The following is a 14,614-nucleotide window of genomic DNA, read 5'->3' as shown; positions in this document are numbered from 1 at the left end:
CCCTACGTAAGCCGCCATGGCACCCGCCCGTAGGGTGCGCCGTGCGCACCGAGCGAAACACTGTCGCGACTGAGGCCCTCCCACCCGCCCTACGGCGCCGCCGGCAATCGCATCGTGAAGACGGCCCCGCGCTCGCCATTGCTCGCCTGCAGGCTGCCGCCCAGGTCGCGCACGATACCGTAGGACACCGCCAGCCCAAGCCCCAACCCCTGCCCCACCGGCTTGGTGGTGAAGAAGGGTTCGAACACCCGGCCGAGCGTTTCTTCGGCGATGCCGCCACCGCTGTCCTCGACGCTGAGCAGGCAGCTGTCGTCGTCGCGGGCGATGCGTACCAGCAGGATGCGCGGCTCGCTATCAGCCATGGCATCGAGGGCGTTGTGCAGCAGGTTGAGGATCACCTGTTCGATGCGAATGGCATCGCCGAGCACTTCGGCGTGGTCGTCGATCTGCGTGCGCAACTCCACCTGCTCGCTGCGCATGCGCGGCGCCAGCAGTTGCAGGGCCTGCTCCAGCACGTCGCCCAGACACAGGCGCTCGCTGAGGCCGGCCGGGGTCTTGCGGGCGAAGGTCTTGAGGTGGCCGGTCAGCGCCGCCATGCGTTGCAGCAGGCTGTCGACGCGCTGCAGGCCCTCGCGTACCGCCTCGGGACGGTCGCTATCGAGCAGCAGGCGCAGGCTGCCGAGCTGCATCTGCAAGGCGGTCAGCGGCTGGTTGATCTCGTGCGCCAGGGCCGCCGACATCTGCCCCAGCGCGGCCATCTTGGCGGCATGCACCAGGCCGTCCTGGGCTTCGCGCAGCTCGGCGGTGCGCAGCTCCACTTCGCGTTCCAGGCGCTCGCGGATGCCGGCCTGCAGGCGCTGGTTCTTGCGCCGCTGGGCGAGGAACAGCAGGAGGAAGGCCAGGGTCATCCATATCCCGGCGGCGGCCAGGCGATAGCTGCGCACGCTGTCGGCCAGGCCGGAGGGTTCGCTGAGCAGATGCAGGGTCCAGCCTTCCTCGGGCATGTGCAAACGTTGCCAGAGATAATCGCGATTGCCGTCGGGGCCATCGACGCGCGCCCAGTCGGCGTCGGCGTCGATCTGCCGGTGCACCTGATGGGCCAGCGGCTGCAACGCCTGTTCGGCATAGCGGCGCACCTCCACCAGTTCGGCACGGGCCTGCTCGTCGAGCGGCTGCAGGGCACGGAAGCGCCAGGCCGGCTTGTTGCTGAGGATCACCACCTGGTAGCTGTCGGCGACCAGCAGCACGCCGGGCTGGCCGAGCCATTCGCGCTGCAGGTCTTCCAGCTCGAGCTTGACCACCAGCACGCCAAGCAGCTCGCCGTCATCGCCCCGCACCACGTGGGAGAGGAAGTAGCCGGGAATGCCGGTGGTCACGCCCACCGCGAAGTAGCGCGCGCCACCATTGCGCACGGCATCCTGAAAATAGGGGCGGAAGGCGTAGTTGTTGCCGACGAAGCTGCTCCAGTCACGCCAGTTGCTGGCCACCAGGGTCTCGCCATGGTTATCGAGCAGGTACAGCACGGTGGAGCCGGCAGCCGCGTTGAGTCGCTCCAGGCGCAGGTTCAGCGCCAGGCGCAGCTGGCGATCATGCGGCGCGCGCAGCAGGCTGCGGATGTCGCTATCCAGCGCCAGCACCTCGGGCACCGAGCTGAAGCGCTCGACCAGAGTGCGAATGGATTGGGCGTAGAGCTGCAGCTGGCCGCGCGCCTCGATGCTGCGCTCGTCCCAGGCGCGGCGCTCGGCATAGCGGCCGCCCAGCCACAGGCTCACCAGCAGGCCGGCAAGAATCGCCAGCACGGTGAAAAGAACGCGGTAACGATGCTGTTGCGGTAGGGGCATGGACGGCTCGCGGGTTCAGTACGAGGCGCATGGTACCCCATCAGGCGTAGAGGTCGGCGCGGGTCCAGGGCAGATCGTGGCCGCCATCGTCGCGCGGCTTCACCGCGAGTATCTGGTGCAGGTTCATCCAGCCGTGCTGGAAGCCGTAGGCGCAGCCTGCCAGATACAGACGCCAGATGCGCAGGGATTTTTCCGGCACCCACTGCGCCGCTTTCTGCAGTCGTCGCTCCAGGCCCTGGCTCCACAGCTGCAGGGTGCGCGCATAGTGCAGGCGCAGGCTCTCCACATCGACGATCTCCAACCCGGCCTCGCTGATCGCCTTGGCCATGGTCGCCAGGTGCGGCAGCTCGCCCTGGGGGAACACGTAGCGGTCGATGAACTCGCCGGCACCACGGGCGACCGGGCGACCATCGGTGAAGCGCGAGGTGATGCCGTGATTCATAACCAGGCCGCCGGCCCTGACCGCAGCGAACAGCCGCTGACAATACAGCGGCAGGTTGGCATGGCCGACATGTTCGAACATGCCGACGCTGACCACCTTGTCGAAGCGGCCGTCCTGCGGCAGGTCGCGGTAATCCAGCAACTCCAGGGTCACGCGATCTTCCAGGCCCTCTTCGGCAACCCGCTGCAAGCCCAGTTCCAGCTGCGCCTGGCTGAGGGTGATGCCGTACACCTCGGCCTCGAATTCACGCGCGGCGAAGCGCGCCAGGCCGCCCCAGCCGCAACCGACGTCAAGCAGCCTGTCACCCGGCTGCAGGCGCAACTTGCGACACAGGTGACGCAGCTTGGCCTGCTGAGCCTGATCGAGGTTCTCCTGGCCGGTTTCGAAGTAGGCGCAGGAATAGACCATGTCGCGGTCCAGCCACAGGCGGTAGAACTCGTTGGACAGGTCGTAGTGATAGCTGATGGCCTCGGCATCGCTGCGCTTGTCGTGCGCGGCGTAAGGCTCGACGGGTGCGGATTCGTCACCGAGCAGTGCGCTGCTCAGCGCATCTCCAACCTCGATGGCCTCCTCGATGGGGCCTTCCAGATCGACCCGGCCCTCGACATAGGCAGCGCCCAGCGCATCCAGGCTGGGGTGGGCCAGTTGGGTGACCAGGCTGGGGTCCTTGACCACCAGCGTCACCCGCGGCTTCGGCCCCAGATCGATCTGCTTGCCGTCCCACAGTTTGAGGCGCAGCGGTAGTCGTAGATCACGAAGTGCGGTGGGCAGTTGCGCGAGCATGGTCATTCCTCCGGCCAGATGAATGAAGCCTAGAGCAGATGACCGGAGCGGCGCGTCCGGGTTCGATCCGCGCGACTAGCGGCGGCGCAGCAGCGCCACGAAGAACACCCCGCCGATGGCGGCGGTGACGATGCCGATGGGCAGATCCTGCGGCGCCAGCCAGGTGCGCGCGGCGACATCGACCCAGACCAGGAACAGCGCCCCCAGCAGCGCCGCCACCGGCAGCAGGCGACGGTGCTCGGCGCCGACCAGAAAGCGCGCCACGTGCGGCAGCATCAGGCCGACGAAGCCGATGGCGCCGGACAGCGACACCAGCACCCCGGTCAGCAGCGACGCCACCACGAATACCAGCAGGCGCACCCGGCGTGGCTCCAGGCCCAGGCTCACCGCGCTCTGCTCGCCGGCCATCAGCGCGTTCAGCGCCCGGCCCAGGCCAAGCAGCACCGCCAGGGCCAACGCCAGGCACAGCGCCGGCAGCCAAAGCAGTTCCCAGCGCGCCAGGCCCAGGCCGCCGAGCATCCAGAACAGCACCGAGCTGGCTGCATGCGGGTTGCCCAGGTACAGCAGCAGGTTGCTCGCCGCCATCATCACGAAGGACACCGCCACCCCGGCCAGCAGCAGACGCTCGCTGTGCAGACGGCCGCTGCGGCTGGCGATGGCCAGCACCAGCAGCATGCTCGCCAGCGCCCCGACGAAGGCCGCCAGCGGCAGGCTGAGCAGCCCGGCGAACTCGCCCAGATAGAGCACCACGATCACCGCGCCGAAGGCCGCGCCGGAGCTGACGCCGAGCAGATGCGGATCGGCCAGCGGGTTACGCGTCACCGCCTGCAGCACGCTGCCCACCAGCGCCAGCCCGGCGCCGACCAGCGCGCCGAGCAGCACCCGCGGCGCGCGCAGCTGCCAGACGATGCTGTCCTGGCCGCTGTTGACCGGCACCTGCGGCGTGATGCCGAACAGGTGCTGGCCAATGATCGCCCACACGCGCTCGAGCGGCACCTGCGCCGCGCCAAAGGCCAGCGACCAGGCGCAGGACAGTGCCAGCAGCACGGCCAGCCCTAGCAATAGCAGGCGATAGCGATTCACTGGGCGAAGGCCTCGGGGTGCAGCGCGGCGGCCAGGGTTTCGATGGCCTGCGCGTTGTCCAGACTGGGCGTGACCGCCAGGTAGGAGAGCACCACGAAGCGTTTTTCGCGGATCGCGGTCACCCCCTGCAGCGCCGGATGCTGCAGCAGGAAGTCGCGTTTCTGCGCCGCCGTGCGCTCGCCGTAGTCGACGATCAGGATGACCTCGGGGTCTTGCTCGACCACCGACTCCCAACCTACCTTGATCCAGCTGCCGGCCACACCATCCATCACGTTGCGCCCACCGGCCGCCTCGATCAGCGGCTGCGGCATGCCCTGGCGCCCGGCGCTGAAAGGCAGGTCCTCACCGCTGTCGTAGACGAACACCCGCGGCCGCGTCGGCTGCTCGCCCAGGCGCGCCTGCACTGCCGCCACGCGCCGCTGCATGCCTTGCACCAGGGCATCGGCACGCGGCTCGACGGCGAAGATGCGGCCGAGGTTGCGCAGGTCATCGTAGACATCCTCGAGGCTGGCGACGCGGCCGGGCAGCACATGCGCGCAGGACTCGCTCAGCTCGTACACCGGGATGCCGAAGCGCGCCAGGCTGGCCGGGGTGACCTCGCCGCCGATGCGCATGCCGTAGTTCCAGCCGGCGAAGACGAAGTCGGTGCCGGCACCCAGCAGGTTCTCCAGCGACGGGTAGCGCGCCGCCAGTTCCGGCAGGCCGGCGAGTTGCTCGCGCATGCTCGCATCGAGGGTCTTCCAGCCGCTGATGCCGGTGTAGCCGACCATGCGCTCCTCCAGGCCCAGGGCCAGGAGCATGGCGGTCATGTTGACGTCATGGCTGACCGCCCGCTGCGGCGGCTGAGCGACGCTCACCTGACGATCGCAACTGGTCACGGTGACGGCCCAGGCGGGGCTGACCAGCGCCAGCAGGATTGCGCCAACGAGTGTAGGAGCGAGCTTTGCTCGCGAAGCTTTTGTCTTTTCCCAGGATTCGCGAGCAGAGCTCGCTCCTACAGGTTCAGCCGTGCGTAAACGCTTCATCAAACAATCCAGGTAATACGCGGATGCCCCGCCAGTGGATGGGTATCGACCAGCGCCTGCAGGCCGAACACCTGCTGCAGCAGCTCGGCGGTGAGCACTTCGGCGGGCGTGCCGACGGCCACCAGACGGCCCTGGTCGAGCACGCAGAGGCGGTCGCAGAAGGCCGCCGCCAGGTTCAGATCATGGAAGCTGGCCAGGGTCGCCAGACCCAGTGCCTTGATCTGGCCAAGCAGTTCGAGCTGGTAACGCGGGTCGAGGTGGTTGGTCGGCTCGTCGAGGATCAGCAGTTGCGGCTGCTGCACCAGGGCACGGGCGAGCAGGGCGCGCTGCTTCTCGCCGCCCGAGAGGCAGGCGAAGGGCTGCTGCCCCAGGTCGCTCAGACCGACACGGGCCAGCGCCTGATCTACCAGGCGCTGGTCCTCGGCATCGTCGCCGTCGAACAGGCCCTTGTGCGGCGTACGGCCCATGGCCGCCACCTCGTGCACGCGCAGGCCGAAGTCCTGCGGAAACTCCTGCAGCACCACTGCCACGCGCTGTGCGCTCCAGCGCGGCGGGCGCTGCCACAGCGCCTCACCGTCCAGTTCGACGCTGCCGCCGCTGGGCCGCTGAAAACGATAGGCGCAGCGCAGCAGGCTGGTCTTGCCACTGCCGTTGGGGCCGATCAGACCGAGCAGCTCACCATCGCCGATCTGCAGGTCGATGGCCTCGAGCAAGACGCGCTGGCCATCCGGCGACCAGGCCAGGTCACGGATGCACAGGCGCGGCTCAGGCGCCGCCGTACGGCGGCTCGCAGGCGGCGAGAACAGACTGGCAGGCCAGCCAGCGGCACTATTCACTGACACACAAAGTCTCCATGCGCGGCACGCCTGCACAGGCACGCTCGCTTCAAAAGCTGTAAGCCGCCGTGACGAAGAACGAACGCGGCGCGCCCAGGTACCACTGCTCGCCGTCGCTGCTGGCGCTGGTGGCGTACTGGCGGTCGAACAGGTTGTTCAGTTCCAGACCCAGGCGCACATCCGGCAACGCCTGCCAGGCGATGTTGGCGTCGACCACGGTGTAGCCGGGCACCTTGGCGGTATTGGCGCTATCGGCGTAGCGCGCATCGACATAACGCGCGCCGATGCCGGCCTCCACGCCACTACCGAGCGCCTTGTTCAGCCACAGGTTGGCGGTGCGCCTGGGCACGTCGGTCGGGCGATTGCCGCTGCGGTCGCCGCCACCTTCGATGAAATCGTCGTACTCGGCGCGCACCAGGGCGGCGTTGGCCGACACCTGCCAGCCCTGACCCAGCGCCAGTTCCAGGGTGGCTTCCAGGCCATCGGACGACTGCTGGCCGATCTGCTCGGTGGGCGAGGTCGGGGTTTCACGGCTGAGCAGCTTCTTCTTGACGATGTGATAAGCCGCCAGCGTCCACTCGCCCTGCCCGCCCCAGAACATCTGCTTGAGGCCGATTTCGGTCTGTTTGGCTTCGCTCAGGTCGAACTGCTGCTGGCTCGGGTTGAGCGTCAGCAGGTTGCTCACCCCCTCGGTGCTGGTGGCGTACTGACCGTACAGCGACAGCTCGGGAGTCAACGCGAAGACCAGGCCGGCGCGCCAGTTGTCGCCGCTCAGGCTGCGATCGGTGCTGCTGCCATTCACCAGGTTGTCGCGCTGGATATGCACCTGATCGCGGCGCACACCGGTGACCAGCGACAGGCGCTCGGTGAGCTGGGTGCGGTTCTCGGCGAACAGCGAGAACTGTCGCGCCAGGTTGCGCTCGCGCGGGCCGTAGCCGAGCGGATCGGTGCTCTGGTACTGCCCGCCGCCGGAACCGGCCAACGGTACGCTGTCGCTGAAACTGCTGGAGAAATCGTGCTGGCGGGCGAAGTGGATGCGGTTGTAATCCACCCCGACCACCGTGCGGCTATCGAGGCCGAACAGGGCGTGATCGAGGGTGAAGGTCTGGCGGTCGCCGACCTGCTCCTGGGTGTGCTTGATCCGGTAGAACTCGCTGCGCTCGACCGTATCGCCCGGCTGCCAGCGATAGGCCTCGGCATTGCGCCAGTAGCGCTGGGTCTTGATGTAGTAGAGCTGGTTGCTGGCGCTGAGCGTGTCGTTGATGCGCCAGTCCGTCACCAGGCGGGTGATCTGGTCGTTGTAGCGGATATCCGCGTCGGCGACGTTGTAATTGCGCTCGCGGATGCTTTCGCGGTACTTGCCGGCCACCAGCGGCGTGCCGAGGTAACGCATCGGGCTCTGGTCGCCATGGTCGTGGGACAGGGTGAAGCTCAGGTCCTCATGGGCGTCCCAGCGCAGGGCGGCGCTGAGCGCGACGCTGTCCGAATCGCCCCGGTCGACCCAGCCATTGCTGGCCTGCTGGTTGACGTTGAAGCGGTAGCTCAGTTCGTCACTCAGCGAACCACCGCTGTCCAGCGCGGCCTGACGGCGGTCGTCGCTGCCGTAGCCGAGGCGCAGCTGGTTGCGGACCTCGCCGGCGAAGGGCTTCTTCGGCACCACATTGATCACCGCGCCGGTGGCACCCTCGCCGTAAAGTACCGAGGCCGGGCCGGGCAGCACGTCGATGCGCGCCACCGACCAGGTGTCCACTGGGAAGGTCACGGTGCCGGCACCGACGTACTGGCGGGTACCGTCGTACAGCTGCATGGTCGCCGCATGGCCGGTAAAACCGCGCGCCGACAACGCGGTGCCGCCGTTGCCGGGCGAGCCGATGCTGCTGATGCCCGGTGTGCGGGTCACGGCGTCCTGCACCGTGAGGTTGTTGCGCCCGCGTACCTCGGCGCCGCTCAGGCTGCTGGTGCTGGCCGGGGTTTGCAGCGCCGACAGCTCCAGGCGCGAGCCGGACGTGGTGGGCGTATGCAGATCGCTCTCGCCCTCCTCCACGGCTTGCGCCTGGACCGTGACATCGGGCAGATCGACAGGAGATTCGCTGGCCATGGCCACACCGCCAAGCAGCAGCGCGAATGGCAGGGGGCAATGACGAAGAAAGTGCTGCACGTGAGTGATTCCGGGGCTTCGAGGGGATTGGTGGAGTCGCTCCAGGCCACGTGCGGGCGAGTTGCAAGCGTTCAGCTTCGACTCCTCGCCGGCACGGTCTGAGGCGATAATGTTATTGTTATAACATAACATTATCGCTTTACGCAGGCAGCAGCTGGTAGGCTCGAGCCCTTCGTTCGGACGCAAAGCAAAGAGGTTCTTGTAGCGGAAATGGCGCGCCATAGGGGTTCCATCGGTAGAGGGAAGGCACGGCAATCCGATGGAAATGCGCAACAGCAGACAGGGGCACGGCGGCGCCCTACTGGAGTCAACGCCCGCCCACCGCGGGTTGCCAGACAAATGACTCCAGGCCGGTCTCCGGGCTTGCGAGGGTCATGAACGCATCGCCTTCCCATGCGCGTGGCGCACAGTGGCGTATCGATGCGGTCGCTCGCTTACCGTTGCGGGGGCAGCGTCGGACTTCAACCGACTTCCCGTTTCACCTCACGCGCGGCGGCGTGAGACACCTGAAGCGGGGCGGATATGACCACCCACACCCGCTCAAGTCAAGGCGCGAGGGTAATTGTGGGAGGCGCTTTAGCGGCGATTGCTCGTAGCCTGGATTGGCCGTAGGCGTAATCCGAGTTGCTAATTGTTGCCCGGCTCATCGATGCGCAACTCCGGCAACGCCCTGCCCGCCACCAGGCGCTCATCGACCAGGCGAATCACCGCCGCCTCGTCCCTGATGCCGTACCACTCGCCCTGTGGATAAAGGCTCGCGGTCGGCCCCAGGTCGCAGGGGAACTGGCACTGGCTGCGGGTGATATGCACGCCGCCTTCGCACTCCAGCTTTCCCGCGGCCTTGAGCCGCTGACGCAGGGTTTTCCACAGGCCCAGCGCGCCCTTGCGCGTGCAGCGCGGGCCGTTGCACAGCAGCAGGCGCTGCGCATGCGGCGGGATCTGCGACCAGGCATGGTGCGCCGGCACCGGCGGCACATCGCTGCAGGGCAGGTGCGCCTCACAACGCTCCAGCAGCGCAGCGAGGCCATCGAGCCAGGCGTCCTCCAGCGCCGCGCAGACCACGAACACGCCCGCCCCATCGCCGCGCTCGGCGATGCGTTCACGCAGCCAGTCGCGGTGCGCAGCATCGGCGCGCGGCTCCAGGTCCACCACCAGCAGCGGCCGCGGCGCCGCAGCGATGGCCTGCCAGAAGCCATCCTGCTCCGTGTCATGCAAGTGCGCCTCGCCCAGCAACGCGGTGATGCGCTGCTGCAGACGCTCGGCCGATGCCCCACGACCCAGGCCGGGGCCGATAAACAGGATGCGGGCGTAAGGGACGTGGCTCATCATCGGGCTCCGAAAGGGCCGGCAGTCTAGCAGTCAGTCGTAGCCCGGATGCAATCCGGGGAGGTTTTACGGACGGAGGCAAGCCCGGTGCGCACGGCGCACCCTACGGAATCAGCGCAGGCGCAGCAAGCGTAGGGCGGGTGCAACCCGCCAGGCCGGCATTGGCGGGTTTCACCCGTCCTACAAGGGCAGCGCCTCGTAGAGAGCGTCCAGCTCCTCGAACTGGCGCGTCACCGCCGGCAGCCGCGGGCGGCGCAATAGCAGCACCGGCAAGCCCAGCTCGCGGGCGACCTGCAGCTTGGGTTCGGTGGAGGCGCTGCCGCTGTTCTTGCTTACCAGCACATCGCAGCGGATACGGGCAAACAGCGCACGCTCCTCGCCCAGGGAGAACGGCCCGCGCGCGCCGATGATCTCGGCGCGCGGCGGTGCCGGTTCGCTCTGCAGGCAGCGTACCGTCCAGTGCTGGTGCTCGGGTATCTCGTGCAGATGCGCCAGCGGCTCGCGCCCGGAGGTGAAGAAGGGTCTGTTGAACGGCGCCAGCGCACGGGTCAGTTCATCCCAGCCGTCCACCTCGCGCCAGTCATCACCGGCGCCGGGTTGCCAGCCGGGGCGACGCAGGGCCCAGCAGGGCACGCCTACCATTTCGGCAGCGCGAGCGGCGTTATGGCTGATCTGCGCCGCATAGGGGTGGGTCAGATCCAGCAGCAGCTCGATGCCTTCGCGGTCGATAAAGGCTGCCAGGCCTTCGGCACCGCCAAAGCCGCCGACGCGCACGCGGCAGGCCAGGTCATCCGGCACGCGACCAAGGCCGGCCAGGCTGTAGATGGTTTCCGACCCCAGTCGACGCGCCAGACGCAGGGCCTCGGTGGTGCCACCGAGCAACAGGATGCGCGCGCTCACGGCTTGCGCACCGCCAGCAGGGTGATCGGCAGCGCCGCGCGCCAGGTGTCGAAGCCGCCCAGCGGCTGCGCCTGGGCCACCGTGAGCCGCAGCAGCTCGCCACCCTGCCGTTCGCGGAAGGCCACCAGCGCCGCCTCGCTCTGAAGGGTCACGGCATTGGCCAGCAGGCGTCCGCCGGGCTTGAGCGCGGCCCAGCAATCATCCAGCACGCCGGGCACGGTGACGCCACCGCCGATAAAGACCGCATCCGGCGCCGGCAACCCGGCCAGCGCCTCGGGCGCATGCCCGGCGACCAGTTGCAGGCCGGGGACGCCGAGGGCATCTCGATTGTGGCGGATATGGGCCTGACGCCCCTCATTGGCTTCGATGGCGATGGCACGGCAGGCCGGGTGCGCGCGCATCCATTCAATGCCGATGGAGCCACAGCCGGCGCCGACGTCCCACAGCATCTCGCCGGGCAGCGGCGCCAGGCGCGCCAGGGTCACCGCACGCACGTCACGCTTGGTCAGCTGGCCGTCATGATGGTAGGCCTCGTCCGGCAGGCCACAGGTCGGCGGCAGCAGTTGCGCACCGGCGTCGGCCAGGCATTCCACGGCCAGCAGGTTGAGGTCGGCGCCGCGCGGCAGGCACCAGCTTTCGGCCAGGCCATCGAGTCGGCGCTCCTCCGGCCCGCCCAGATGCTCCAGCAGGGTCAGGCGGCTGGCACCGAAACCACGGGCGTGCAGCGTTGCGGCAACCTGCGCGGGCGTGTCGCCATCGGCGCTCAGCACCAGCAGGCGCATGCCGGGAAACAGCCGGGCGTTGAGCGTGGCCAGCGGCCGGCCGACCAAGGAAACCACCTCAATCTCCTGCAGTGGCCAGCCCAGACGCGCCGCCGCCAGCGACACCGAGGACGGCGCCGGCAGTACCTGCAGCTCATCGGCCGGCAGCTGGCGCGCCAGGCTGGCACCGACGCCGTAGAACATCGGGTCGCCGCTGGCCAGCACGCATACCGCCTCGCCACGCCGCGCCAGCAGCGGCTCAAGGTCGAAGGGGCTGGGCCAGGTTTCCCGTTCGCCACCGATGCACGGCGGCAGCAAGGCCAGCTGACGCGGCGCGCCAACGATGCGCGTAGCCGCCAGCAGCGCGCGGCGCGCGGCCTTGCCCAGGCCGGGGTAGCCGTCTTCGCCGATGCCGACCAGGGTCAACCAGGGTTTCATCCACCTTCCTCGCAAGTAGCCGACAGGGCGCGTGTCGCGACGCCGGGCAAAGCGGGCATAATACAGCCTTCGTCGGTGCCCCTTATAAAACGGGCCTAAGAGGGAATCCGGAGCGATCTCTGATCGCGACCGAGCTGCCCCCGCAACTGTAAACAGCGAGTCCAATGCAATCGGCCACTGGGTAACCGGGAAGGCGCAGCGGATCAAGACCTGTCAGCCAGGAGACCTGCCGACGAACGCTGGTCGCGAGTGCCAACATCGGGCGGGGTGTACCGATGCCATGGAATCCCCCTGTGGGCGGATTTCGCTGGTTCGGTCGCCGCGTCGTTAGCCACAGGTGACCGCTTGCACACCTCCATTCGCCCTTCCGCCTGTCCCGGCCTGCTGCGCATCGTCCCCGCGCTGGACGGTGGCATCTGCCGTATCAAGCTGCCCGGCGGCGTGCTGCGCAGCGCCCAGGCGCGGGCGATTGCCGAGGCGGCGCGGCATGGCGCCAGCGGAGTGCTGGAGCTGACCAACCGCAGCAACCTGCAGATTCGCGGCGTGCTGCCCGGCCAGGAAAACGCGCTGATCGACGCGCTGCTGAGCGCCGGCCTAGGCCCGCGCGTGGCCGCCGCCGACGATGTGCGCAACCTGCTGCTCAGCCCCGCCGCCGGCCTGGACCCGCACATGCGGATGGACGTGCGCCCACTGGCCGGCCAGTTGCTCGACCTGCTGCAGGACAGCCCGGCGCTGCATGCCCTGTCGCCCAAGTTCGCCCTGCAACTCGATGGCGGCGAAGCCCTGGCCATGCGCGAACATCCCCACGACCTGTGGCTGGCGGCTGAAGACGAGCAGCATCTGCTGCTGGGCCTGGCCGGCTGCCCTGGCGATGCGCCCGTCGCGCGCGTCGAAGCGAGCCAGGCGCTCGAACTGGTTCGCCAACTGCTGCTGCTGTTCCTCGAACTGGCCACGCCCGAGCAGTCGCGCATGCGCCAGTTGCTGACGCAGATCCCGGCCAACGAACTGCTGCAGCGCCTGCAGGCGCGCCTGGATTTTGCCCTGCAGCAGGCCCCGGCCACGTGGCAGCCCGCCGCCACCGTCGAGCGCGCGCCGGCGGGGATTTATCCACAGGCGCAGAGCGGCCTGTGCATGGTCGCTGCTGGCGCCCAGCTGGGCCGGTTGCACGCCGAACAACTGACCACGCTGGCCGAGCTGAGCGAGCGCCATGGCGATGGCGAGCTGCGCCTGACGCCCTGGCAGGGCCTGCTGCTGGGCAACGTCCCCGAAGCCCGCGCCCGCGAGCTGCTGGCCGAGCTGGACCAGCTGGGCCTGCTGACCCTGGCCGACGAGCCGCTGCTCGGCCTGGTCGCCTGCACCGGTTCGGCAGCCTGCGCGCGCGGCCTGGCCGACAGCAAGCACCACGCCCTGCATCTGGCCGAGCTGCTGCGCGCAAGCGGTACCCGCCCGCAAGTGCACCTCAGCGCCTGCCCGCGCAGCTGCGCCAGCGCGCGGGTGCAGCCCTACACCCTGCTGGCCAGCACGCCCGACCACTACCAGCTCTACCAACGCGAGCCCGCGGCGCCCGGTTTCGGCCGTCTGCTGGCGCCGGCCATGACCATCGACGAGGCAGGCGCCTGGTTCGCCCGCCAACATCCCGCAGGAAAACCCGATGCTTGATTACATCCGCGACGGCCAGGAAATCTACCGCCGCTCCTTCGCCACCATCCGCGCCGAGGCCAACCTGGCTGGCATCCCCGCCGACCTGGAAAAACTCGCCGTACGGGTGATCCACGCCTGCGGCATGGTCGACGTGGTGGAGGATCTGCGCTTCTCCGCCGGTGCCGGCGCCGCTGGCCGCGCCGCGCTGCTGGCCGGCGCGCCGATCCTCTGCGATGCGCGCATGGTTGCCGAGGGCATCACCCGCCCGCGCCTGCCGGCCAATAACCCGGTGATCTGCACCCTGCACGATGCCGGCGTGCCGGAGCTGGCCCGCGAAGTCGGCAACACCCGCTCGGCGGTGGCCCTGGAGCACTGGCGCGAGCATCTGGAGGGCAGCGTGGTGGTGATCGGCAATGCCCCCACCGCACTGTTCTACCTGCTGGAAATGCTCGATGCCGGCGCGCCCAAGCCGGCGCTGATCATCGGCATGCCGGTGGGCTTCATCGGTGCGGCAGAATCCAAGGATGCCCTGGCCGCAGACAGCCGCGGCGTGCCCTACGTGATCATCCGTGGCCGCCGTGGCGGCAGCGCCATGGCGGTGGCCGCGGTCAACGCCCTGGCCTCGGAGGTGGAATGATGGCTGGTCGTCTGCTTGGCCTGGGCGTCGGCCCCGGCGACCCCGAGCTGCTTACCCTGAAGGCCCTGCGCCTGCTGCAGTCGGCGCCGGTGGTGGCATACTTCGTGGCCAAGGCCAAGCACAATGCCGGTCATGGCGGGAATGCCTTCAGCATCATCGAGGCCCATCTCACCGGGGCGCAGCAACGCCTGCCGCTGGTCTACCCGGTGACCACCGAGAAGCTCGCCCCGCCGCTCTCCTACGAAGATGTGATCGCCGACTTCTACGACACCTGCGCCGAGCAGATCGCCCGGCTACTGGACGCCGGCCAGGACGTGGCGGTGATCTGCGAAGGCGACCCGTTCTTCTACGGCTCCTACATGTACCTGCACGACCGCCTGGCCGACCGCTACGAGGTGGAAGTGGTGCCCGGCGTGTGCTCGATGCTCGGCTGCGCCTCGGTGCTCGGCACGCCGCTGGTGTACCGCAACCAGAGCTTGAGCGTGCTCTCCGGCGTGCTGGCGGAAGACGAGCTGGAACAGCGCCTGCGCGACGCCGAAGCGGCCGTGGTGATGAAGCTCGGGCGCAACTTCGACAAGGTACGCCGCGTGCTGCGCAAGCTGGGCCTGGATGGCCGCGCCCATTACGTCGAGCGCGCCACCATGGCCAGCCAGAAGATCGTGCCGCTGGACGAGGTGGAGCCGATGGATTCGCCGTACTTCTCGATGATTCTGGTGCCCGGGCAGAAGTGGCGGGGGTGAGGC

General features: G+C 68.6%; 12 protein-coding genes and 2 riboswitches. Of the genes, 3 read left to right on the top strand and 9 right to left on the bottom strand.

What is annotated here, in order from left to right; all coding sequences use genetic code 11:
- Window positions 1-89 precede the first annotated feature (89 nt).
- The 9 genes from BLS61_RS13735 to cbiE all read right to left on the bottom strand — a co-directional run bounded on the left by BLS61_RS13735 (window position 90) and on the right by cbiE (window position 11,593).
- Complete coding sequence (locus BLS61_RS13735) at window positions 90-1,841, bottom strand: sensor histidine kinase (RefSeq protein WP_090431710.1); 1,752 nt, start codon at window positions 1,839-1,841, stop codon at window positions 90-92.
- A 40-nt stretch (window positions 1,842-1,881) separates the two neighbouring features.
- The gene (cfaB, locus tag BLS61_RS13730) at window positions 1,882-3,066 is read right to left on the bottom strand and encodes a C17 cyclopropane fatty acid synthase CfaB (RefSeq protein WP_090431708.1); all 1,185 of its coding nucleotides are present in this window, start codon (window positions 3,064-3,066) and stop codon (window positions 1,882-1,884) included.
- 75 nt (window positions 3,067-3,141) lie between these two features.
- Window positions 3,142-4,149 carry a FecCD family ABC transporter permease gene (locus BLS61_RS13725; RefSeq protein WP_090431706.1) on the bottom strand — a complete coding sequence of 336 codons (1,008 nt, stop codon included), beginning with the start codon at window positions 4,147-4,149 and terminating at the stop codon, window positions 3,142-3,144.
- On the bottom strand, window positions 4,146-5,174 hold the full coding sequence (locus BLS61_RS13720; RefSeq protein WP_090431704.1) for an ABC transporter substrate-binding protein: 1,029 nt from the start codon (window positions 5,172-5,174) through the stop codon (window positions 4,146-4,148). The genes BLS61_RS13725 and BLS61_RS13720 overlap by 4 nt, the downstream gene beginning before the upstream one ends.
- The gene (locus BLS61_RS13715) at window positions 5,174-5,932 is read right to left on the bottom strand and encodes an ABC transporter ATP-binding protein (RefSeq protein WP_394328145.1); all 759 of its coding nucleotides are present in this window, start codon (window positions 5,930-5,932) and stop codon (window positions 5,174-5,176) included. The genes BLS61_RS13720 and BLS61_RS13715 overlap by 1 nt, the downstream gene beginning before the upstream one ends.
- Before the next feature lie 127 nt (window positions 5,933-6,059).
- Window positions 6,060-8,168 (bottom strand): TonB-dependent receptor, encoded by a 2,109-nt coding sequence (locus BLS61_RS13710; protein WP_090431702.1) that lies wholly within the window; start codon window positions 8,166-8,168, stop codon window positions 6,060-6,062.
- Window positions 8,169-8,499: 331 nt separating this feature from the next.
- Window positions 8,500-8,693: riboswitch (cobalamin riboswitch) on the bottom strand.
- 102 nt (window positions 8,694-8,795) lie between these two features.
- On the bottom strand, window positions 8,796-9,494 hold the full coding sequence (locus BLS61_RS13705) for a (2Fe-2S) ferredoxin domain-containing protein (protein ID WP_090431700.1): 699 nt from the start codon (window positions 9,492-9,494) through the stop codon (window positions 8,796-8,798).
- A 180-nt stretch (window positions 9,495-9,674) separates the two neighbouring features.
- Window positions 9,675-10,394, bottom strand: a complete 720-nt coding sequence (locus BLS61_RS13700) for a cobalt-precorrin-6A reductase (RefSeq protein ID WP_090431698.1) — start codon at window positions 10,392-10,394, stop codon at window positions 9,675-9,677.
- Entirely contained in the window at window positions 10,391-11,593 is a 1,203-nt protein-coding gene (gene cbiE / locus BLS61_RS13695; protein WP_090431696.1) for a precorrin-6y C5,15-methyltransferase (decarboxylating) subunit CbiE, read from the bottom strand. Before cbiE ends, BLS61_RS13700 begins: the two co-directional genes overlap by 4 nt.
- A 56-nt stretch (window positions 11,594-11,649) precedes the next feature.
- A riboswitch (cobalamin riboswitch) is annotated at window positions 11,650-11,841 on the top strand.
- A gap of 97 nt (window positions 11,842-11,938) precedes the next feature.
- Between cbiE and cobG the strand changes: the two genes are divergently transcribed.
- Genes cobG through BLS61_RS13680 form a run of 3 tightly spaced genes read left to right on the top strand, consistent with a single transcriptional unit; the run spans window position 11,939 to window position 14,611 of the window.
- Complete coding sequence (gene cobG, locus BLS61_RS13690) at window positions 11,939-13,252, top strand: precorrin-3B synthase (RefSeq protein ID WP_090431692.1); 1,314 nt, start codon at window positions 11,939-11,941, stop codon at window positions 13,250-13,252.
- Window positions 13,245-13,871 (top strand): precorrin-8X methylmutase, encoded by a 627-nt coding sequence (locus BLS61_RS13685; protein WP_090431690.1) that lies wholly within the window; start codon window positions 13,245-13,247, stop codon window positions 13,869-13,871. Before cobG ends, BLS61_RS13685 begins: the two co-directional genes overlap by 8 nt.
- Complete coding sequence (locus BLS61_RS13680) at window positions 13,871-14,611, top strand: precorrin-2 C(20)-methyltransferase (RefSeq protein WP_090431688.1); 741 nt, start codon at window positions 13,871-13,873, stop codon at window positions 14,609-14,611. Before BLS61_RS13685 ends, BLS61_RS13680 begins: the two co-directional genes overlap by 1 nt.
- Window positions 14,612-14,614 lie beyond the last annotated feature (3 nt).

This window comes from Ectopseudomonas guguanensis (assembly GCF_900104265.1).
GTDB lineage: Bacteria > Pseudomonadota > Gammaproteobacteria > Pseudomonadales > Pseudomonadaceae > Aquipseudomonas > Aquipseudomonas guguanensis.
Note: the sequence above shows the minus strand (reverse complement) of the source record. Positions and strands in the feature narration are given on the sequence as shown.